This is a genomic window from Faecalispora jeddahensis (genome assembly GCF_000577335.1).
GTDB classification, from domain to species: Bacteria; Bacillota; Clostridia; order Oscillospirales; family Acutalibacteraceae; genus Faecalispora; species Faecalispora jeddahensis.
On sequence record NZ_CBYL010000014.1, the window covers coordinates 40,535 to 61,760 of the forward strand.

Annotated in this window: 17 protein-coding genes; 11 read left to right on the top strand and 6 right to left on the bottom strand. The window is 53.2% G+C overall.

The window, feature by feature from the left end; all coding sequences use genetic code 11:
• Positions 1–88 precede the first annotated feature (88 nt).
• The 5 genes from TY09_RS07295 to TY09_RS07315 form a co-directional block, all read right to left on the bottom strand.
• Complete coding sequence (locus TY09_RS07295; protein WP_042432570.1) at positions 89–1,621, bottom strand: UxaA family hydrolase; 1,533 nt, start codon at positions 1,619–1,621, stop codon at positions 89–91.
• A gap of 142 nt (positions 1,622–1,763) precedes the next feature.
• Positions 1,764–2,756 (bottom strand): hydroxyacid dehydrogenase, encoded by a 993-nt coding sequence (locus TY09_RS07300; RefSeq protein WP_042432649.1) that lies wholly within the window; start codon positions 2,754–2,756, stop codon positions 1,764–1,766.
• A gap of 354 nt (positions 2,757–3,110) precedes the next feature.
• A complete protein-coding gene (locus TY09_RS07305) occupies positions 3,111–4,292 on the bottom strand; it encodes a hypothetical protein (RefSeq protein WP_009062458.1) in 1,182 nt (393 codons plus the stop codon).
• Between the two features lie 434 nt (positions 4,293–4,726).
• On the bottom strand, positions 4,727–5,620 hold the full coding sequence (locus TY09_RS07310) for a 3-hydroxyacyl-CoA dehydrogenase family protein (protein ID WP_042432573.1): 894 nt from the start codon (positions 5,618–5,620) through the stop codon (positions 4,727–4,729).
• A gap of 41 nt (positions 5,621–5,661) precedes the next feature.
• Entirely contained in the window at positions 5,662–6,855 is a 1,194-nt protein-coding gene (locus TY09_RS07315) for a thiolase family protein (RefSeq protein ID WP_411918384.1), read from the bottom strand.
• A gap of 618 nt (positions 6,856–7,473) precedes the next feature.
• Here TY09_RS07315 and TY09_RS07320 point away from each other — a divergent pair.
• The 6 genes from TY09_RS07320 to TY09_RS07345 all read left to right on the top strand — a co-directional run bounded on the left by TY09_RS07320 (position 7,474) and on the right by TY09_RS07345 (position 14,337).
• Entirely contained in the window at positions 7,474–8,256 is a 783-nt protein-coding gene (locus TY09_RS07320; protein ID WP_042432576.1) for an enoyl-CoA hydratase/isomerase family protein, read from the top strand.
• A gap of 83 nt (positions 8,257–8,339) precedes the next feature.
• On the top strand, positions 8,340–9,542 hold the full coding sequence (locus tag TY09_RS07325) for a CaiB/BaiF CoA transferase family protein (protein WP_042432578.1): 1,203 nt from the start codon (positions 8,340–8,342) through the stop codon (positions 9,540–9,542).
• A gap of 25 nt (positions 9,543–9,567) precedes the next feature.
• Complete coding sequence (locus TY09_RS07330) at positions 9,568–10,365, top strand: acyl-CoA dehydratase activase (RefSeq protein ID WP_042432581.1); 798 nt, start codon at positions 9,568–9,570, stop codon at positions 10,363–10,365.
• Complete coding sequence (locus TY09_RS07335; protein WP_187119591.1) at positions 10,358–11,656, top strand: 2-hydroxyacyl-CoA dehydratase subunit D; 1,299 nt, start codon at positions 10,358–10,360, stop codon at positions 11,654–11,656. The genes TY09_RS07330 and TY09_RS07335 overlap by 8 nt, the downstream gene beginning before the upstream one ends.
• Positions 11,649–12,776 (top strand): 2-hydroxyacyl-CoA dehydratase subunit D, encoded by a 1,128-nt coding sequence (locus TY09_RS07340; protein WP_042432584.1) that lies wholly within the window; start codon positions 11,649–11,651, stop codon positions 12,774–12,776. The genes TY09_RS07335 and TY09_RS07340 overlap by 8 nt, the downstream gene beginning before the upstream one ends.
• A 112-nt stretch (positions 12,777–12,888) precedes the next feature.
• Complete coding sequence (locus TY09_RS07345; RefSeq protein ID WP_009062470.1) at positions 12,889–14,337, top strand: sigma-54 interaction domain-containing protein; 1,449 nt, start codon at positions 12,889–12,891, stop codon at positions 14,335–14,337.
• Positions 14,338–14,677: 340 nt separating this feature from the next.
• Here the strand turns inward: TY09_RS07345 and TY09_RS07350 are convergent, their stop codons facing one another.
• Positions 14,678–15,520: a MurR/RpiR family transcriptional regulator gene (locus tag TY09_RS07350; protein WP_042432588.1), complete on the bottom strand. Its 843-nt coding sequence runs from the start codon at positions 15,518–15,520 to the stop codon at positions 14,678–14,680.
• Positions 15,521–15,685: 165 nt separating this feature from the next.
• Between TY09_RS07350 and TY09_RS07355 the strand changes: the two genes are divergently transcribed.
• The 5 genes from TY09_RS07355 to TY09_RS07375 are packed head-to-tail and all read left to right on the top strand — an operon-like array spanning position 15,686 to position 21,075.
• Positions 15,686–16,465, top strand: coding sequence for a sugar phosphate isomerase/epimerase family protein (locus TY09_RS07355; RefSeq protein ID WP_042432590.1), 780 nt, complete (start codon positions 15,686–15,688; stop codon positions 16,463–16,465).
• Position 16,466: 1 nt separating this feature from the next.
• Positions 16,467–17,531: an ABC transporter substrate-binding protein gene (locus TY09_RS07360; RefSeq protein WP_042432593.1), complete on the top strand. Its 1,065-nt coding sequence runs from the start codon at positions 16,467–16,469 to the stop codon at positions 17,529–17,531.
• A gap of 60 nt (positions 17,532–17,591) precedes the next feature.
• A complete protein-coding gene (locus TY09_RS07365; RefSeq protein WP_042432596.1) occupies positions 17,592–19,322 on the top strand; it encodes an ABC transporter permease in 1,731 nt (576 codons plus the stop codon).
• A complete protein-coding gene (locus tag TY09_RS07370) occupies positions 19,319–20,356 on the top strand; it encodes an ABC transporter ATP-binding protein (protein ID WP_042432598.1) in 1,038 nt (345 codons plus the stop codon). The genes TY09_RS07365 and TY09_RS07370 overlap by 4 nt, the downstream gene beginning before the upstream one ends.
• Positions 20,353–21,075 (top strand): phosphatase, encoded by a 723-nt coding sequence (locus TY09_RS07375; RefSeq protein ID WP_042432600.1) that lies wholly within the window; start codon positions 20,353–20,355, stop codon positions 21,073–21,075. Before TY09_RS07370 ends, TY09_RS07375 begins: the two co-directional genes overlap by 4 nt.
• Positions 21,076–21,226: the final 151 nt, after the last annotated feature.

Genomic DNA, 21,226 nt, shown 5'->3' on the forward strand with positions numbered 1-21,226 from the left:
TCTCGTCTTGTATGAGAAAATCTCTGACACACCTGCATCTCTGAAATTTGAGCTCTGGTTAAAAACGAGCACTTGTGTACAAACAGGATCAGCTCGTAATCCCCAACCACCAGACCACAAATTCATCGTTGCCCATGCCGAACAGCTCGCTCTTGGTCGGTTTGCCGGAGGCTACCTCTATGATGGCCTCAAAAATATCCTCACCCATCTCCTCGAGCGTTTTCTCTCCGTCGATGACGACACCGGCGTTCATATCCATATCATCCTCTTGCCGTTGAAAAAGAGGAGTATTGGAAGAAATTTTCAAAGTGGGGAAGTGCTGTGCTCCAAAGCAGGAGCCACGCCCGGTGGTAAAAACACATAAATTGCATCCGCCTGCAAATAGGGCGGCGGCAGCCATTGGATCATAGGCCGGGGCGTTCATGATGACAAACCCCTGCTCTGTAATCTTTTCACCGTAGTCAAAAACACCGTTAAGAGGGGTGCTTCCGCCTTTTTTAGCGCCGCCCAGCGCCTTTTCCAGGATATTAGTAAGACCTCCGGCGTTATTACCCGGAGTTACCTTACCGTTGATTTGAGCATCGCGTCCCTTGCAGTAATCCAGCCACCAATTCATCAAATCGATTAGCTTTTGTGCCACTTCGGGGGATTTGGCCCGGCGGACAAAGGCTCCCTCTATTCCAAATAACTCTGTGATTTCTGTCAGAACGGCAGTGCCTCCCTGTTCGATCAGCAGATCCATCGCCTTTCCCAAAGCCGGATTGGCGGAAGAGCCGGAGAATGAATCGGAGCCTCCGCACTCCATCCCGATTTTTAAGTGGCTGATCGGAACCGGCTGGCGTTGACACTGGTTGGCAATAGGGAGCATGGCTTCCACCATGGCAATGCCTTGCTCCATTGCTTTTCTGGAGCCTCCAACTTCCTGAATGACCAGGCGGCCCAGCAAAGGGCCGGGGGTCAGTTCAGCTTCCTCAAAAAATGCATCGATGTTATTGGATTCACAGCCCAATGCACATACGACTGCGCCCGCTATATTCGGATTTTTGATGTGACCCCCCAATATCCGCCGAAGATAAGACATGGGTGTGCCCGTCTTTTCCAATCCGCAGCCGGAACTGGTGATAAGCGGAACAATGGCGTCTACATTCGGGTAATCCTTCAGCCTTTCAGGAGTAAAGTAATTTGCGATTTTTCGTGCCACAGTAGCAGCACAGTTGCTGCACACGGCAACAGCGATGCAGTTGCGCGTGCCAACCTGCCCGTCCGGGCGCACATATCCCTGAAAGGTACGGCACTGCTCAGGGGGCAATAGATTCACCGGATGGTAGTCCCGGCAAAACTCGTACTGTTTTGATACGGAATCAAAGTAAATCGTTTCGTTGTGCATGTGGGTTCCGGCCTCTACATCCCGGGTAGCATAGCCGATCACCGTATTGTATTTTAAAATGGGTTCATTCTGGCGTATCGTGCGGGATGCGATTTTGTGCCCAATTGGAATATCGCTCTGGACGGTAAAATCTTCGTCAGGTATATAGGTGCCTGCTGCAACAGGCTCCCGTGCCACCACAATGTTATCTGCGCTGTCTAAACGAATTACGGGGGATTTTTTCTCTGTAGTCATTCCATTCTCCCTTCGCGCGGCTTTATGTAATGAATTGCTTCTTCATGCGCGTCTTCTTTTATTGAAAAAGGCAAAGGAAATGCTGAATACCCTTTGCCTCTCTCGCTTTGCAGTAAGCACTATTTAGAGTGAATATATTGAATCACTGCTCTGAGGCCCATTCTTTCCCTTGCCAAACAGGGTGATCATAAACCGACGGATCCGCTACGTACTTCCACTTTTCACCGCGGCAAACGGCTAAACAGCCTTTGACACACATTTGTGCCATTCTGATAACCGATTCCCGGCTCAGTGCGGCAGCATGCGGGCTGAGAATCAAGTTCGGAGCTTGGAACAAAGGGTTGTCAGGCGTGGGGGGTTCGGTGGTAAAAACGTCGATGCCCGCTCCGGCTATTGTGCCGGATTTTAGTGCCTCTACTAAATCTTCCTCATTGATAATTCCGCCCCGGCCACAATTGATAATGAGAGAGGTTTTCTTCATTGATGCAAGCTGTTCCTTGGCAATCAAATTACGGGTCTGCTCTGTGAGCGGAATATGAATCGTGACCAAATCGCTTGCTTTCAGCAGCTCTTCATAGTCGGAAAAATACAGTACACCCAGTGATTCGATTTTTTCCCGAGATAAAAACGGATCATACCCGGCAACCTTCATGCCGCATCCTTGGCACAGCTTTGCCATTTCACGTCCAATAGCCCCTAAGCCCAGGATACCGACTGTTTTTCCCTCCAGTTCAAAAGATTTTTGTGCATCGCGGATTTCCCAATTTCCGGCGCACATCTCCCGATGCGCATCCATCAGGTTTTTAGACAGCGAAAACATCATGGCAATGGCATGCTCGGCTACGCTGCGGTTATTGGCGCCCGGGGTAATGATGACGGGGATACCGTGAGCCGTAGCTGTCTTTACATCCACATTATCGTATCCGACCCCTGTGCGCCCAATTACCTTTAATTGCGGGCTGTTTTCAATGACGTGGCGGTCACACTTGCCGACGCGGACAAGTAATGCGTCCGCATTCTGCATCTGATCCAGATATTCATTTGGGTCAGGATGATTTGCGGTATAAACCTCCGCCTTTCCGACCAACAGCTCCATTCCCTCAGGGGAAACTGCTTTTGTCATAACAAATTTCATCTCACCTTCATCCGCCTTTCCTAAAATGAATTGAACCATGCGATCCAGCTGCTTTTAATACTTGAGTTTTCTACCAGTGGAGTATGCAGTAAAGAGCAGTACCGGAACGGAATCCGTAAAAATGTATAGCAATGCAGTGTGGAGTAAGCATTGCTATACACCTTTCTTTATACGTAGAGCGCTGGCCAGCATGATAATCACTCAGGTTCATACTAACACAGAAGCCGGTTCCCCTCCAAATGTGTTTGGAGGGGAATTTGCAATGATTCCTTTATTTCCCTGATATTTCTGAGTCGTTGCCAAGACCGGAAATGACACCGGTCGAAGCCGGACCGTGTTCGTGAAAATGGCTGATTACTTCAGTGCCGCTTCCGGCTCGGCACTCCCCGCCAGAGCGGCGGCGCGCTGCTTATTGATCTGGTGAATCCGCCAGGGAGCAAAGATCAAGCCGCCGACGATGAAGGTGGGGATACGAAGGAACGAAATCACCTGGTAGCCTTTTGTGACCAGAGCGACGATGCCGATCTGCGCCAAAAGCAGCGACAGACCCAGAAGGATGATTCCGAAAATCATGTCCACAATCGCCTGATTGTACTTCTTCTTTGGGTTGAACCAAGGCCCGAAACGCGCACAGACAGCTACCACATCCGACATGGAAACATAAGCCAGGAACAGGCCGATACTGTAGATCAAGGACAAAATACCGGTGGAACCAAAACGCTCCACGATCATGTCGTAAATCGGAATCACGCTGTCGCTGATCCCGGGCATGCGGGACAGAACGGCAAGAGAAACGATAAACAGCATAAATCCATTGAGGAAGCCGCCGAAAATAGCCATCACCTTGCAGTCGTTTTTGCTAGTGAATTTTCCTGCAATCGCTATGTAAGCACTGCAGAATCCGACCTGCAGACCGGTATACCACATCATATCACCGATTGCCGATCCCGTTGAAACGTTGAATGTCTCTTTGGTCTGTACGATGTTCACGACACCGCCCCAGTTTTCTTTGAGCAAAACAAACGCCACGACAAGAATCGCACCGGTCATGATGATTCCAAGAGGCAGGTCGATTTTCGCCATTACGGTCGCGCCGAACATGGAGATCGCGACGACAATCAGCAGGCACACAAACGTCCCAAGGGTATAATTCATACCTACAGACTGATTCAGGAAGGTTCCCGCGCCGGCCAGTACCGCGCTGCTGTTTACCAGAAGGGAGATCAAGACGATCACGTCAAAAACGATCACCATAATTTTTCCGACAGCTTCTTTTTTGGAATACAGCGAGTATGCGACATCTTTATAGCTGTCAGCTTTAATTAACCGCGAATACTCTCCCATATAGTAAAAAACGAAACCAAGAATAATGAATGGGACTAACGTGGTGACAAGCGATATCCATCCGGACCTTGTAAAATATTTTAATAGAGTTAAACCGGAGCAAAATCCCGCCCCGCAATGATTGCCAAACCATGCAAAAGCGGCGCCGAGCGCTACAAACCACTGGATTTTGGCCTGATTGGTTTTAATCATCTTCACATCTCCTCAATAGTATATTACCTGTATCGACAGGCTTTGAAGGGCTGCTTTTAGCAAAGAAACACACTCTTTTTTACCTCATATTTTCTTCAGCGGATGGCTTCCGAATTCCTCCCCCTTTCCTGATTGTCCCTGGGGTCGTTTCGCCGTGTCCTACCTAAGCTGTTTTATAGATTGTCCCTGTATTGTATTTTAGATTCCATTGCCGGCCGGTCTTTTCTTTTTTCCTCCGCAGTCGGGAAAGAAAAGATTCAGACTGTTTTAACTGAAAGGAGACTGATAGGCAGCCGGATCGGTTAACGCTGTCCATCCCAAGCATGGCCGTTTTCGCCCTTGCGATAAGGCGGTACCCCTTTTATGTATGACACCGTGAACGCTGCGCAGATCGCGGTGCTTTCACCGGAAACGAAACCGGGCGGTTACAGCCCTTATTTTTTGTCGGCCGTGGAATAGTCGTACCAGCCTTTTCCGGTCTTTCGTCCAAATTCGCCCTTCTGGAACTTTTCTATGACCAGCGGGCTGGGTTTGTCGTATTCGTCGCCGCTTTCGGCATAGCGGTCCCGGCGCACATAGTAGTTGACGTCGATGCCGGTCAGGTCCATCAGGCGGAAAGGTCCCATGGGGTACCCCAGCCCCTTTTCACAGGCGGTATCGATATCCTCTACCGAGGCGATGCCCTTCTCCAGCAGAGAACAGGCCTCATGAGTTACCGCTGCGTTGATGCGGTTGGCTACAAAGCCGGAAATCTCTTTGTTGATCACGATGGGAGCTTTTCCGGTGTTAACGGCAAAGGCTTTGACGGTCTCGATAACCTCCGGTGCGGTGTGCGGGCCGCGAACCAGTTCTACAAGCTGCATCACCAAAGCTGGGTTGAAGTAATGGATATTCAGCAGCCGCTGGGGGTTCTGAGTGACGTCGGCCAGCTTGGAGCTGACGAGATTGGAGCTGTTGGTTCCCAGGATCGTGTCCGGCTTGCACAGCTTGCTGATCCGCCCGAACAGTTCCCGCTTGATTTCCAAATCTTCGATAATGGCCTCAATGACAATATCCGCCTGGGCAGCCGCCTCGTCCACATCCTGGGAGAAGGATAGGCTGGCCGAAATCTGGTCGGCCTCAGACTGCGTAATGCGGCCCTTGGCCACGCGGCCCGACAGATAGTCGGCGGCCCATTTCTGTGCCTTTTCCACCGCGTTGGGGAACGAGTCGCACAGGATGACCTGATAGCCGCTGGCACGGCCATTGAGAGCGGTGTTCATGGCGATCTGCTGACCCATGGCTCCGGCGCCGATCACCACGATGGTTTTGACCTGCTCAATATTCATTTGACACACCTCATTTTAATATAGAAATTGCGAGATTGGAATCACAGCTTTTCAATCATCGTGGCCATGGACTGACCGCCGCCGATGCATAGGGTGGCCAATCCGTACCGGCCGCCGGTACGCATAAGATTATGTAGCAGGGTGACGATCAGGCGGGTGCCGGTGCTGCCCAGGGGATGGCCCAGGGCGATGGCTCCGCCATTGATGTTGACCTTTTCCGGATCCAGACCCAGGTCCCGCATACAGGCCACCGCCTGGGAAGCAAAGGCTTCGTTCAGCTCTACCAGGTCCATTTGCTCCACGGTCATCCCGGTGCGCTCCATGATTTTGCGGGTAGCGTACACCGGGCCATAGCCCATAATGGCCGGGTCCAGGGCGGCTCTGGTAATACCCACGATTCGAGCCAGGGGCCTGAGTCCCGACTCTTTCATTTTGCGCTCGGACATCAGAACCAGGGCGGAGGCGCCGTCATTCAGGCCGCAGGAGTTGCCCGCGGTTACGGTTCCGTCCGGCTTGACGATGGGCCTGAGGGCGGCCAGAACCTCCATGGTGGTGCTGGGGCGGGGGAACTCGTCGGTGTCAAACACAAAGTTTTTCTTTTTTTCTTTCACCTCCACAGGAAGAATTTCCTCTTTGAAATAGCCCGCGGCAATGGCGGCCGCCGCCCGGCGCTGGCTCTCGGCGGCAAATCTGTCCTGCTCTTCCCGGGTGATGTGGAAGCGCTCGGCCACATTTTCCGCTGTTCTGGGCATGCTCAGAGCGGTACCGTAAATGGATGCGGGCTGGGCTGTGGTACCCGCCTCTATATTGGAATCCACCAGCGTCAGGGGGCCGTCTCCCCAGCGCTCGTGGCGCAGGTAGTGGGGCGCACGGCTCATATTTTCGGTGCCGCCGGCCACGATGACGTCGGCCTCGCCGCACCAGATTTCCTGACAGCCGCTGAACAGGGCCTGCATGGCAGAGGCGCACAGGCGATTCACGGTAAAGCCGGGCACGTTCTCGGGCAGACCAGCCTCCAGTGCGGCGCACCGGGCGATGTTGGAGGCCTCGGTGCTCTGCCGCACTTCACCTAAAATGACCTCATCTATCCATTCCTTGTTTACACCGGCGCGCCGTACCGCTTCCTGAATGACCAGTGCGCCCATGGTATGGGCCGGTACGCTTTTCAGCGTACCGCCGTATTTTCCCACGGCGGTACGGACGGCGCCCATGATATAAACGTTTTCCATTTCCATCAAGAGATTCCCCTTTCACAAAGTCCTGCCGCAGTACGGCGGGATTCATTGATACACAGTTTCTATCAACGTGATAAAGCAATCTCTGTGCCAATTCATTTTTGCACCAAGGAAAATAAATAAAAGGAATCCGGGAACCTCCGTGCTTTTTGTTTGGAATTCCGATGTTTTCTGGACGCGGGCCAACTTTTTCGCACCGAATTCCATCCATCAAAAAGTTTTTCGCTGTTGTGCTGAAACCGATCACCGCATCGATCTATAGGGTAATTCCTTTGTGAAATGCACATATCATTGTGCATTTGCACTTATTGTGCAATTTTATTGCACAATTTTTTATTTATCTTTATATTAGGAAGGCATTCACCTGCGAGTTAAAATCCGAAAGAGTTTGTGGGCATAGCCATTTCCGTCCAGATTTTTAAAATCGAATAAAATATGTGCCTCCCAAGCCGGGTCGGCCTGCCGGAACTTTTCCGGTGGCCCCCGGCCTTTTTATGCAGAAAATTTTAAAACAGGATGAATCACTTGGCACGCTTATTGCTGATTTACCCTGGGTAGAAGCACATAGAGGGTCTGCCTCTGCTGAATCAATGGAAAGGAGATTGGAAGACAGTGGGGATGAAATTTGAAAATATTCTCTACGAAATCCGGGACGGCATCTTATATCTGACGCTGAATCGCCCGGAGGTTCGCAATGCCCTTACCCCAGAAATGTGGGGGGATATCAGCGCTGCTGTTCAATGCGCCCGGGAGGATGACCAGATCAGAGTGGTGATTGTCACCGGAGCAGGAGAGAAGGCTTTGGCCAGCGGCGCGGATATCCGCGAAATCCATGACCGGGATTATTTGAAAATGCTGCTGGGCACGGCGCCGGCGGCTCTGAAAAACCTGGAGGATCTGTATAAGCCTGTCATCTGCGCCATTAACGGCTACGCTCTGGGGGGCGGCTGCGAACTGGCCATGGCCTGCGACATCCGGATCGCGACCAGGCGCTCCAGACTGGGGCAGCCAGAGGTTGGCCTGAGCATCATCCCCGGCGCGGGCGGAACCCAGAGGCTGAGCCGGCTGGTGGGGTTAGGCAAGGCCAGGGAGCTGATCTATACCGGAAAAATCATCACCGCGGAGGAGGCCGAGGCCATCGGCCTGGTCAACCAGGTGACCGAGGACGACCGGGATGCCCTGATAACCGCGGCGGAGGAAATGGCACGCCAGATCATGGCCAAAGGGCCGGTGGCGATCACGATGGCGAAAATGGCCATCAATCTGGGCTATGAGACCGACATCAACACCGGCCTGATGATTGAGCGCCTTGCTCAGACCATCGCGTTCAGCACCGAGGACAGAAAAGAAGGGACCGCCGCTTTTCTGGAGAAGCGTCCCGCCCAGTTCAAAGGGCGCTGAACCGCCGGAATATCAAAGGCACCGGTACGCTGGTTGCGCCGGTGCCAGAATCAAGCAGCAAAAATTTAGGGAGGAATTTTCATATGAAACCAATGGAAAACATTCGTGTGGTAGAGCTGTCCACCATGCTGGCCGGCCCGATGACCGCCCGGATTCTGGCCGAATGGGGCGCCGATGTCGTCAAGGTGGAATCGGTCAACGGCGACGCGTGGCGCAAGCAGGCGGGCACTACGCTCTCCCCCTGCACGAAAGATGCAAACCCCAACTTTGATGTGCAGAACATGAACAAGCGCTTCGTCTGCCTGAACCTGAGGACAGAGGCAGGACGCGACGCCATGATGAAGCTCTTGTCCGGGGCGGACATCTTTATCACCAACTACCGCGTTCAGGCACTGGAACCCATGGGACTTACTTACGAGCAGCTCAAGGAGACATTTCCCCGCCTGATCCATGCTTCCGTTTTGGGCTACGGCAGCGAAGGCCCGGAGAGTTCACGCCCCGGGTACGATTACACCGTGTTCTTTGCCAGAACCGGCCTAATGGCCGACCTTGCCCCGGCCGGCGGCCCGCCCCTGATCCCTGTGGGGGGAATTGGCGACCACAGCGTGGCCGTCGCCTTGTCTGGGGGCATCGCCGCCGCGCTTTATAAGCGATCTGTTACGGGGGAGGGGGATAAGGTGGATGTCTCCCTGCTGCAGGCCGGCACCTTTATCAACTGCACGGGCATTTTAAACGGCTTTAACGGGCGCAAACTGCCCCGGGACCGTTATGACTGCGGACACGCCGGCAGCAATACCTACCAGGGCTCCGACGGGGAATGGTTTTACCTTGCCATCATCGATTACCGGCGCTTCCCGGAATTCTGCCAGGTGATCGGCATGCCCGAGATTGCCGCAGACCCCAGATTCTCCACCTCAGATGTGTATTACGAGAACAGAGGCGAGCTGACCAAAATTTTGGACAAAAAATTTGCGGAACAGCCAGTTTCTTACTGGCATGAGCTGCTCGACGCCCACGATCTCCCCCATGAGGTTTTGCATCACTTTAAGGACGTTCCCTATGATCCGCAGGTGCAGGCGAACCATTACACCTATTTCCACGAATACTCGGATGGAACCAAGACCGTGTTCTCCAATGGCCCGGTCCACTTCGGGTCGATCGATCCGTCCGCGATCCCCTGCCGCATCTCCGGCTCCATCGGACGGGATACGGACGAGGTTCTGAGAGAGATCGGCTATACGGATGAGCAAATCCATGCTATGCACCAGTCCGAAGAAATCAAATAACTGCCAGAAAGGAGGTTCGGCGCCTATGTATACACTGGGAATCGATATCGGTTCTACCTCCAGTAAGGCGGTCATTCTGCAGGATGGTGCTGTGCTTGCCGCTCACGTGGTAGAGCCGCTGGGCACCGGTACGGTAGGCCCTGAGCGCGCTCTGAAAAAGGTGTTTGAGCTGTGCGGCCTTTCGCAGCAGGACATCAACTATACGGTAGTGACAGGTTACGGCCGGATGAACTGCGACTATGCCGACGAGCAGATCAGCGAGTTGAGCTGCCACGCAAAAGGAATTCACTTTCTGCTGCCCACTGTACATACCGTCATCGACATTGGCGGTCAGGACGCCAAGGCGCTGAGCATCACGGATAAGGGCCAGCTCACTGCATTTCAGATGAACGACAAGTGTGCGGCGGGCACGGGGCGTTTCCTTGACGTAATGGCTCGGGTTTTGAACGTAGAGATCAGCGAACTGGGGCCTCTGTCCCAAAAATCCAGCCATCCGGTCGGCATCAGCAATACCTGTACGGTTTTCGCTGAATCGGAGGTGATCTCGCAGTTGTCTTCCAATGTCCCCATCGAAGATATTGCGGCGGGGATTCACAGCTCGGTGGCCAAGCGCGTAGCCGGCATGTCGCTGCGCCTGGATCGGACTCCCGATGTAGCCATGAGCGGAGGGGTCGCCCTGAACATTGGCGTGGTTCATGCCATGGAGCAGGAGATGGGATGCCATATCCTGGTCGATCCGCTGTGCCAGTCGGCAGGCGCCATTGGCGCTGCAGTTCTGGCATGGGAAAAGCGAAGAAAAGGAGAAGTTGATGATCATGAGTGAACAGACAACCGCGGCGGAAACCGCCGCTGCAGCACCGGCGCCCAAGCCCAAGCGCCCAAAACCCAAGTCAATGATTCTGCTGGGCGAGCAGACCCAAACATTGTTTGACAATGCCCAGCTTGCTAAAGAGCGAGGCGAAAAAGTGGGGTGGTCCGCCTCGATCTTCCCCCAGGAGATCGCGGAGACACTGGGCCTGAACGTACTTTATCCGGAAAACCACGCCGCCGGCATCGCGGCCCGTCATCAGGCGGACCCTTTCCTGCAGGAGTGTGAAGGGCCTTTGGGCTACTCCAACGACCTGTGCGCATACGCCAAGCTGAACCTGGCGTATGCTGCCGTCCTGAACGGCGAAAGCGTAGTGGAGCTGCCCGACGGGGGCAAAATGGTCAAACCCGACTTCCTGCTGCTGACCAACAACATCTGCAATCAGCTGACCAAGTGGTACGAGAATCTGGCCAGACAAATGGACATTCCCATCTTCTTCATCGACACCTGTTACAACCCCTACGATTATGTGACGGAGAGCCGGGTACGTTATGTCCGCGCGCAGATCGATCAGCTGATTCAGGACCTGTGCGCCTTTACCGGAAAGTCCTGGGATGAGGAGCGGTTCCAGAGGGTGATGCAGATTTCCCAGCGCAACAGCTATCTGTGGGAGCGGGCCAATGACCTGCTCGACCGCAAGCCCTCCCCCCTGAGCGGATTCGAGCTGTTCAACTATATGTCCGCAATGGTGTGCAACCGGGGCAAGGAATCCTCTACCGCCGTTCTGGAGCAACTCAACGCCGAGATCGAGCAGCATATTGCCGAGGGAACCTCCACCTTCCCGGTGGAGGAACAGTTCCGGGTCTCATGGGACGGTATTGCCTGCTGGCCCTATCTCAGCCACAATCTGCGCACGCTCAAAAAGTACGGCATCAACATGGTTGCCTCCAGCTATGGAAAGGCATGGGCGATCGAATATGAGGACCTGGACGGCATGGCCCGGGCCTACTGCTTCGCCTCTACCAACGGCGACAATGCCACCACCATGATCTCACGGCGGCTGGAGGCCCTGCAGAAGTTTGGCTGCGAGGGTACCATTTACCACGTCAACCGCAGCTGCAAGGTGATGGACTGTCAGATGATGGAGGTACAGCGCCAGCTCTCTCAGCTGGCGGGAGTGCCCTTTACCTCGTTCGACGGCGACCAGGCGGACTACCGCAACTACAGTGAAGCCCAGTTTGAAACCCGCATCCAGGGGCTGGTAGAAGTCATGGAGCAAAATAAGGAGGCGAAGCGCAATGACTGATCTGAATCAAAACCTTTCTATACTGCAGCAGGCCTGCGCCAATCCTCGCGGCCGACTGGAGCACTATCTGGAGCAGGGCAAAAAGGTCGTCGGATGCTTTCCTTATTACGCCCCGGAAGAATTGGTTCACGCCTGCGGAATGATCCCCATGGGGATGTGGGGCGGCCAGACGGAATGGAAGCTTGCCAAAAGGTATCTGCCTGCCTTCGCTTGTCCCATCATGCAGTCCAATATGGAATTTGGCCTGAGGGGTACATATGAGGGCATGTCCGCCGTCATTATCCCCGCCATCTGCGACACGCTGCGCTGCATGACCCAGAACTGGCGCTTCGGCGTGCCCTCCATTCCCATGATCCCCATTGTCCAGCCCCAGAACCGCACTTCTCCCGCCAGCGTGGATTACCTGATCAGCGAGTTTGAGACTGTGCTGGCCATGCTGTACACCATCACTGGCAGGATGATGAACGAAGCCGCCCTCGGCCGTACCATCCAGATTTACAATGAGCACAACGCCGTCATGCGGGAGTTTTCCGCTGTGGCCGCGGAGCACCTGGATGTGATCACTCCCAAGGTTCGCCACGCGGTGATGAAAAGCGCTTCTTTCTATGAGAAACAGGAGCATACCGCGATTGTCCGCGAGATTGTGGATGCGCTCAAGCAGCGTCCGGTCTATTCCTACCCCGGCAAAAAGATCATTCTCAGCGGTATAGCCTGCGAACCGGATGAGCTGCTGGACATTCTGGCCGAAAACCAGTTTGCCGTAGTGGAGGATGACCTGGCTCAGGAGATGCGCCAGTACCGCACCGACATTCCGCTCAAAGGGGGCGGCGGCCTGAAGCGGCTGGCCCTGCAGTGGGGCAACCGATGCAGCTGCAGCCTGATCCACACGCTGGGCAAGCCCCGGGGCGGCATGATGGTCGATCTGTGCAGAGAGACCGGGGCAGAGGGAGTCATTCTGTGCATGATGAAGTTCTGCGATCCGGAGGAGTACGACGAGCCCTATCTTGAGGCGGATCTGCGGCAGGCGGGCATCCCGAGCCTGTCTATCGAGGTGGACCAGCAGAACGGCAGCTTCGAGCAATTGCGTACCCGTTTGCAGACCTTCCGGGATATGATGTAGCGACAGCCGATTCCCAAATAATTTATTGTAAATACATTCCATTTTCTTGGCCTTTTTGCATGATTTATGATATGATATGCATGACTTTTGATCCGATGGGAGGCATGGTCAGATGCAGGATTTTTCGTCCTTTCAGGAGTTGTGCCAGGAATTGCCTTTTACAGAAATTCTGGACAATATCGACACCGGAATCGCCCTCTACGACGCGCAGGGGAATTTCCTTTTTATGAATACCGTCATGGTCAACTGGCGGAATATTCCCCGAAAGGAATACCTGAAAATGAACGTCCATGACTTCAGCCATGTTCTGGATGTGTCCGTGTTTGACCTGGTTTGCCAGGAAAAGCGCCGGGTGAGCCGCCTGCAGTACTACAAAGATTTTCAGCAGGTGGACGGCCCCACGCGGATGCGCATCGTCATCGGCACGCCGATCTTTGACGGTCAGGGCAACGTGAAGTATGTCGTCACCACACTGCAGGATGTTCAGGCCTTTGAGGACCTGTATCACACTCTGCTCAACGATCACAAAATCCTTGCATCCAGAGAAATAGGCCAGGCGGAAAAGATCAGCATCGTCGCCAAGAGTCAGAAATTCCGGCAGCTGCTTTCGGTAGCCGAAAGCATTGCGCCGCTGGACTCTACAGTGCTGATTTATGGGGAATCCGGCTGTGGTAAAGAGGTCATCGCCCATTATATCCACGAACACAGCGACCGGAAAATCAAACCTTTGATCACCGTCAACTGCGCCGCTTTTCCGGAAAATCTGATTGAGGCGGAGCTGTTCGGCTATGAAAAGGGAAGCTTTACCGGCGCCAATCGGGAGGGCAAGACAGGCCTCGTGGAATCTGCCGACGGCGGCACCCTGTTTCTGGACGAACTCAACTCTCTCCCCATGAACGTGCAGGGTAAGCTGTTGCGATGTCTGGAGGAAAAGAGCGTTCAGCGGATCGGCGCCACCCGGGCCAAGAAGGTGGATTTTCGCCTGATCGCCGCCACCAATCAGAATCTTGGGGAAATGGTGAGCAAAGGCACCTTCCGTGAGGATCTGTACTACCGCATCAACGTTATTCCCCTGACCATCCCGCCGGTGCGGGAGCGCAGGGAGGACATCGTTCCCCTCTGTCTGTATTTTCTGCACCATTTCTGTCAGAAGTATAATCTGCAGAAAAGCTTCTCCGACGAGGTGCTGGAGGAGGTTCGAAACTACAGCTGGCCCGGGAACGTCCGGGAAATCCGCAATTTTGTGGAGCGGATGGTCGTCATGACCCCGCACGCCACCCGCGAGATCAACAGCATCCCCTCCGGCATGCTGTCCAACCAGACGGATACCCGCCCGACAGTATCCCCCCAATCTGCCGTGTTCTCCGTCGCGCAGAGCCAACCAAGGCAGCGTTCCGATGGTCCGAGCCGGGATGAGGTGCTGGCCGCCTTGGCCACCTGCGGCAACCATAGGGAAAAAGCAGCGCAGTATCTGGGAATCTCCCGCCGAAAGCTGCAGTACAAGATTCGGGAGTACCACCTTCCGTCCCGCTGTCAATATCAGGATGAGGATGCAAAATAATTTTTAATATGAAAAAGCGTCTCCTGTTTTTGAAAAACAGGAGACGCTTTTTTGAGAGAGTATTATGGGTATTAAGATCATGCGGCTTTCGCCATGCCGTGAAAAAAACGAGAAGAGAAAACATAAAGAAAGGACTGCCGGTACTGTTCCGGCGGTCCTTTCTGTTTCTCAGACGATTTTCTGAATTCGGATTTTTCGTGGCGGATTCTTTTATCCCTTTTGACCTTATCATCTGGTTAAAATCCAATCAAAATGATTTACCTTGAAAGACATAGTCACTTTGATTTTAAATGGAAATCACGAAAGCGTTTTGCCGTCCGTTTCAACAAGCGCTTTTTAATTACCGGCGAATATATTTCTGATATTTATTTCTCAAATCATTCAATTGATTGATCCTTGCCATGGAATCAAAGGATTCCATGGCAATTTTAATGATCAGGCTGTCAACAACGGCCATCAAAGAGACCATGGAATGATATTCCGTTGGCTCCCCCCGGTAGCAGTAGAGAAAGGCTTCCGAATTCTGGAGCCCGTTCGCCAGAAGATCGCTGAAAATCACGCAGGAAAATCCCACATAGCTCTTTTGAGTAAGCAGTACCGTCGTTTCTGCCAAAACGCGGCCAAAACAGAAGATGAGAACCAGATCTTCCTTTCGGATATTATTCAGGGATTCATATAGGGCTGACCCACCCTCCATCAAGATCAGCTCGATTCCGAATCGGCGCAGGCGGTATTTCATCACATGGGCGATCCCAAAGGAAGCGTCCGGTGCGAAAACATAGATTTTCTGCTTTTGTGCAATCAGGTCCGCCGCCGTTTCAATCGCCTCGGGCGATATCAGCTTCATCGTTTTTTCCAGTGTGTTCACCAGCATGTCGATGTTTTTTACCATCCAGTCAGAGGGCGCCCGGTCTGAGCCGGTCAGAGAAGAAAGGGTGTTTTTTACCTTTGAGGCCGGGGTGGTGCTGCTTTGGGAGAGCTGTGCCCTTTTAAACTCCTTGAAATTGTCAAACCCGATTTTCGGCCAGAACCTGCCGACAGTCGCGAGGCTTACCCCCACTTTTTTAGAAATATCGCTTGCCGTTTCGCAGTAAAGCGCAGTTTCGTTGCTCATCAGATAATTCAGGATCAGATGGTCTGCTTTGGTAAAGCCTTCTTGATTGATATCGGATAAATGGATCATACGGATTCCCCCTTCTTTTTTTTATTATAAGGGTTTCCCTCAAAAATGAAAGTAATTTTCCAATAAAAAATTTATGAAAATTATTAATCATAGCATAACGGTTTGATAATGTGATTTTAATGTTGAGGGAATATGATGAATTCAGCATTGAGAGGGGGGACAGCTGTGAATCCAATTTATTTTTCTTCCACGCTGATGTGGAATGCGGCCCTGCCCGAACTGTTTCAGGCTGCCTGCACGCTTGGCGCACAGGGAATCGAATTTTGGGCGCAGCAGTTTGAAAGCCGGGACTATTGTGAGAAGGAATGCCATCGATTGATGGATGAATGCCAAATCGAGGCTTTTGTCCACAGTAAAACATGGGATTTGAATTTCGCTTCGATGAACCGGTGCATTCGGGAGGCTTCGATCCGTGAAATCAAGGCTTCCATCGATCTGGCCGGCAAGCTGCACGCCCCGGAAATCACCGTGCATCCGCCGCGCGAATCGCTTTGCGGGGAGCTTCCCTTTTACCGGGAGCTTACATATCAGGGCCTGACGGAGCTTCTTTCGTATGCGCGCGGCAAGAATGTGGACGTATCGCTGGAGGTGATGGAGAAAATCCCGAAGGAATTGATGACCTCACGCCGGCAGATTCAGGAGCTGACGCGCGACCTGTACCCGGAATTTTCTTATACGGTAGATGTGGCCCACTGTGACGATGCAGCAGAGGTACAGGATTTTCTCTGGAAGCTTCCCCGAATATCAAAGCTGCATATCAGCAACCGCCGCGGCAGCAAGTACCACACACTACTTTCGGATGGGGATTTTTCGTTCCCGGAGCTGTGGCCGATTTTAGAGGACAGCCATCTTCCTATGGTGGTAGAAGGTCTCGATCGATCAAAGGAATATACCATGCTGTACGAAAACATGAAATATATCCAAACAATCAAAAGGAGAGTCTGAAATGAAATCAAACAAAAAAATTGTGGCGGGAATCCTTGCTTTGTGTATGCTGGCGGGCTTTGCAGGGTGTTCCGGGACCGGCACCACTTCCTCGCAGGGCGGCGCGGCGCCGTCCGCTCAGAATTCCTCTGCGCCACAGCAGCCGGAGAACCTGAAGGGAGAGGTAACGCTTTACACCTCTCAGCCGGAACAGGATGTACAGGCCCTGATCGAAGCGTTCAACCAAAAGCAGCCCGACGTAAAGGTGAATGTGTTCCGCAGCGGTACCGAAGAGGTCGTCAGCAAAATCCTTGCGGAGAAAAAGGCCGGCGCGGTCAAGGCAGACCTGCTTCTGGTTGCCGATGCAGCCACCTTTGAAGCCCTCAAGTCCGAAAATCTGCTGATGAGCTATGAGTCCCCCGAGCTCAAGGGGATCAGCAGCGATTATTACGATGCGGAACATACGTATACCGGCACCAAAATCATTTCCACGGGGATCGTCATCAATACCGACATGGTCAAAAAAGCGCCGGCCGGCTACAAAGACCTGACGGACGCTTCCTACAAGGACAACCTGATCATGCCGAGCCCGCTGTACTCTGGCGCCGCCGCTTATAACCTTGGTGTTCTGGTCAGAACAGACGGTGTCGGCTGGGATTTCTACAAATCCCTGAAAGCAAACGGAGTTTCTGTACAGCAGGGCAACGGCGCTGTGGAAAAAGCGGTGCTGGCCGGTCAGAAATCCTGCGGAATTGTTGTGGACTATCTGCCGCTGCGCGATAAGGCAAAAGGCTCGCCGGTCGAGTTTATTTACCCCAGCGAAGGTTCTTTGAGCGTGACCGAACCGATCGGAATTGTGAACGGAACCCCCAATGAAGCACAGGCCAAAGCGTTTGTGGACTTTATTTTGTCCGACGACGGCCAGACGACAACCTCTGTCATTGGGTACACGCCGATCAAGTCCGGAATCAAGGCGCCGGAGGGATTTAAATCCGTCGATGAAATCAAGAATCTTACTTACGATATTTCTGAGCTGGTCAAAACACGGGACGGCGACAAAGAAGAGTTCAGCAAACTGTTTGGTTAAAAACCGGGTGAATGCATGTAAGGCTGCGGTTTTCCGCAGCCTTTTTGGAGGTTTAGAGAAATGAAGAAAAGGAATCTGATGCTTCAAACAGTTGGCTGCATTGCAGTTGCCTTTCTGTTTTTGGTTCCGCTGTGTCGGCTGGTGCTGATGAGCTTTACACAGGACGACGGCAGTTTCAGCTTCGGCAATTACACCGCGTTGCTCCAGGAGCCGCGCACGCTTCGGGCCATTGGGAACACGGTGATCATCTCCCTGGCGGCCACCGCGCTTTCCACCGTTCTGGGCGTTCTGTTTGCCTTTATCGTCGCTTATTTGAATGTCAGGCGCAAAAAGCTGCTGGAGCTGCTCGTGCTGGCTCCCTTTATCATTCCATCCTATGTGATCACGATCTCGTGGACCAGCGCGCTGGCCGGGAACAGCGGAATGAACCAGCTCCTGCGGCTGCTGCACCTTGGCCCTGTGAACCTGTATTCACTGGGTGGGATCATCTTCATCCTCGGGATCTGCAATATTCCGCTGGTGTACCTCACTACCGTCAACATGCTGCGGAAAATCCCCCGGGATTTGGAGTGGGCCGCCCGTGCTTCGGGCTGCGGCCAGTGGGAAACGCTGTTTCGGATCAATCTTCGGCAGGCGGCCCCGGCGATCATCGGCGGCAGTGTGCTGGCCTTTCTTTCGTGTATCGATAATTTTTCCGTTCTGGCTTTTCTCGGGATTCCGGCCTCTATTCCGGTGCTCAGTACCTATATTTATGAAAAGGCGATCAGCTTTGGGTCACAGTCCTTTTCGATGGCCTCCGCCTTGTCTGTCATGCTGTCCGTTGTGGCGATCGCCGGGTCGCTGGGAATCTCCGCCTTTTCTCAAAAAGAAAAGCAGGCCGACAGTATCCGCGCGGATTTTTCGGAGCGCATTATTTTGAAGGATCAGACAAGAAGATGGGTGGAATGGATCGGCATAGGGATTTTTGCAATCATCGATCTGGTCCCCCTGCTCACGATGACTGCCGCTTCCTTTCAGGATCTTTACGGTCAAAGCTTTTCTGTCAAGAATTTCTCGCTGCAAAATTACCAGTTCCTGTTTATGAACAGCGGCATATCCAGCGCCATCGGCAACAGCCTGATGCTTTCATTGATCACCTGCGCGGTCTGTATTCTAGTCGGCACGGCGGCAGCGTATCACAAGCTGCACGGGAGCGGCCCGGCGGTTCGACTGCTGGAAGCCTGCGCATCCCTGACCTACGCGATTCCGGGCATCGTGCTGGCGCTGGCCATGATCTTTCACTGGTCTGCGATTCCGGGCGTCTATGGCAGCATCCAAATCCTGATGGTTTCTTATGTGACAAGGTATTTAATTCTTCAGGTGAAAGGAAGCTCGGCGGCAATGCTGTCCATCCATCCGTCGCTGGAGGAAGCGGCGCATGTATCGGGTAGCGGGAACGCGCGGATGTGGAAAAGAATTCTGATCCCGCTGCTGTTCCGGCAGACCATATCCAGCTCTCTTCTGATTTTTGTTTCTGCCCTGACCGAAATGACGCTGTCTTCCATCCTGGCGTCCGCCGGAACCAAAACGATTGGACTCAGCGTGTTTAACCTGCAGCAATCCGGCGATTATAACCTTGCATACGCGTTTTCCGTTCTGATCGTTCTTCTGATCGTTTGCGGATATGCACTGGTTCAGTATGTGTGCCGGGAGCCGGTGAAAAAGGGGAAGCACGAAAAAAGGCAGAATGCGGGGCTGTTCCGCCAGTATCCTTTCAAAGTATCCCACAAGATGGAGGAGTCTGCTTTATGAGCCTGAAAATCAGCGGTTTATCGAAAAAATACGGCGATCATCCGGCCTTGTCAAAGGTGTCTGTTGAAATCGAGGACGGCGAGTTTGTCTGTATCCTTGGCCCCTCCGGCTGCGGCAAAACCACCCTGCTGCGGCTGGTGGGCGGCTTTGAGCAGCCCACCGAAGGTTCTATTTGTGCTGGAGATGTGTTATACTCTTCTTCAAAGGAATGCGTTCCGGTGGAGCGTCGGGATCTGGGAATGGTGTTTCAGTCGTTTGCGCTGTGGCCCAATATGACGGTGCGCCAGCACGCGGAATTCCCCCTGCGGCAAAAGAAATACGCGCGGATGGATGCGGCGGAAAAGCAGAAGCTGATTGACCGTACGCTGGAGAGCGTCGGCCTTGCGGCGCTGTCCGGCCGCTACCCTGATGAACTGTCCGGCGGGCAGAAACAGCGTGTTGCGTTGGCGAGGGCCATTATCACAAAGCCGAAAATCCTGCTGATGGATGAGCCCCTCAGCGCGTTGGACGCGGAGCTGAAAATCAGCATGCGAAAAGAAATTCAGGATATTCACCGCATGACCGGGGCGACGATTCTGTATGTCACACACGACCAAAGCGAGGCGCTTGCCATGGCGGACCGCATCATGATCCTGAAAGACGGCGAAGTGGAGCAGGTCGGCACGCCCAAAGAAATTTATCTGCACCCCCGTACGCCGTTCGCCGCGACTTTCGTTGGCAAATACAATTTGTTTCGGGGTACCTGGGACAGCGACCGCTTTTACGAGGAAAGCTCGCGTGTCTGTTTCCGCGGCCGAACCGTCGGGCCGGAGCTCAAGAAGCTGGGGCTGTATCCCGTGCGGCCAGACCAGCTCCAAATTGAAAAGCAGGGGAACGGAATCCTCGGAAAAATCAGGAACCGGCAGTATTGCGGGCGAGAGGTTCATTATTCCGTTGAAAGCGCCGGAAGCCTGATTACGGTGTATGCACCCATCCAGGCCAGCTATGACTTAAATGAAACGGTGGTTCTCACCAAAAAGGAGGAGATAGATTGAAGGCATTGTTTGATCTTCATACGCATACGCTGGCTAGCGGCCACGCGTTCAGCACCCTGAAAGAGAATATAGAAGAGGCAGGGCGGAAAGGCCTTTGGGCAATCGGTACCAGCGATCACGCGGAAAAAATGCCCGGGGCGAATCCGAATGTCTTTATTAATTATAAAGTCGTACAGAAATCCGTGGAGGGGATCCGGGTTTTCTGCGGCATAGAAGCGAATATCTGTGATTTTGACGGGACGATCGATGTAGAGGAATCCCTGCTTCAAAAAATGGATTACGTTATGGCAAGCCTGCACACCCCATGCATTCAAAGCGGGACTGCCGAACAGAACACGGCGGCGCTGATCGGCGCGATGAAGAACCCTTATGTGAAAATCATTGCACACCCCGACGACAGCCGGTATCCCCTGGATTACGAAGCGCTGGTACAGGCGGCCAAAGAGCTTGGAGCAGCATTGGAGCTCAACAATTCTTCCCTGATCCCCGATTCCACGCGGCTCAATGGCAGGGAAAACGCCAAAGTGCTTTTGAACACCTGCAAACGCTTCGGGGCGCCTGTGATTTTAGGGAGCGACGCGCATATCTGGTACGATGTGGGCCGCTTTGAGGAAGCGTATGCCTTACTAGAAGAAGTCGGTTTTCCGCAGGAGTTGATTTTGAACCTGAGTCCGGATGGAATCCGAACTGTTTTAAACGAATCCTGCACGAGAATATAAATACATGCAGCAGGCTACCGGGTAGCACTTGGTCTGCATGGTGCTCGCCGCCAGAAGAATCCGATTCACAATTGTACCTTTTTCGTATCAATTCCCTTTAGAACGATTCTGTTAGAGGCCATTTCCTTTCAGATGGTCTTATAGCAAACAG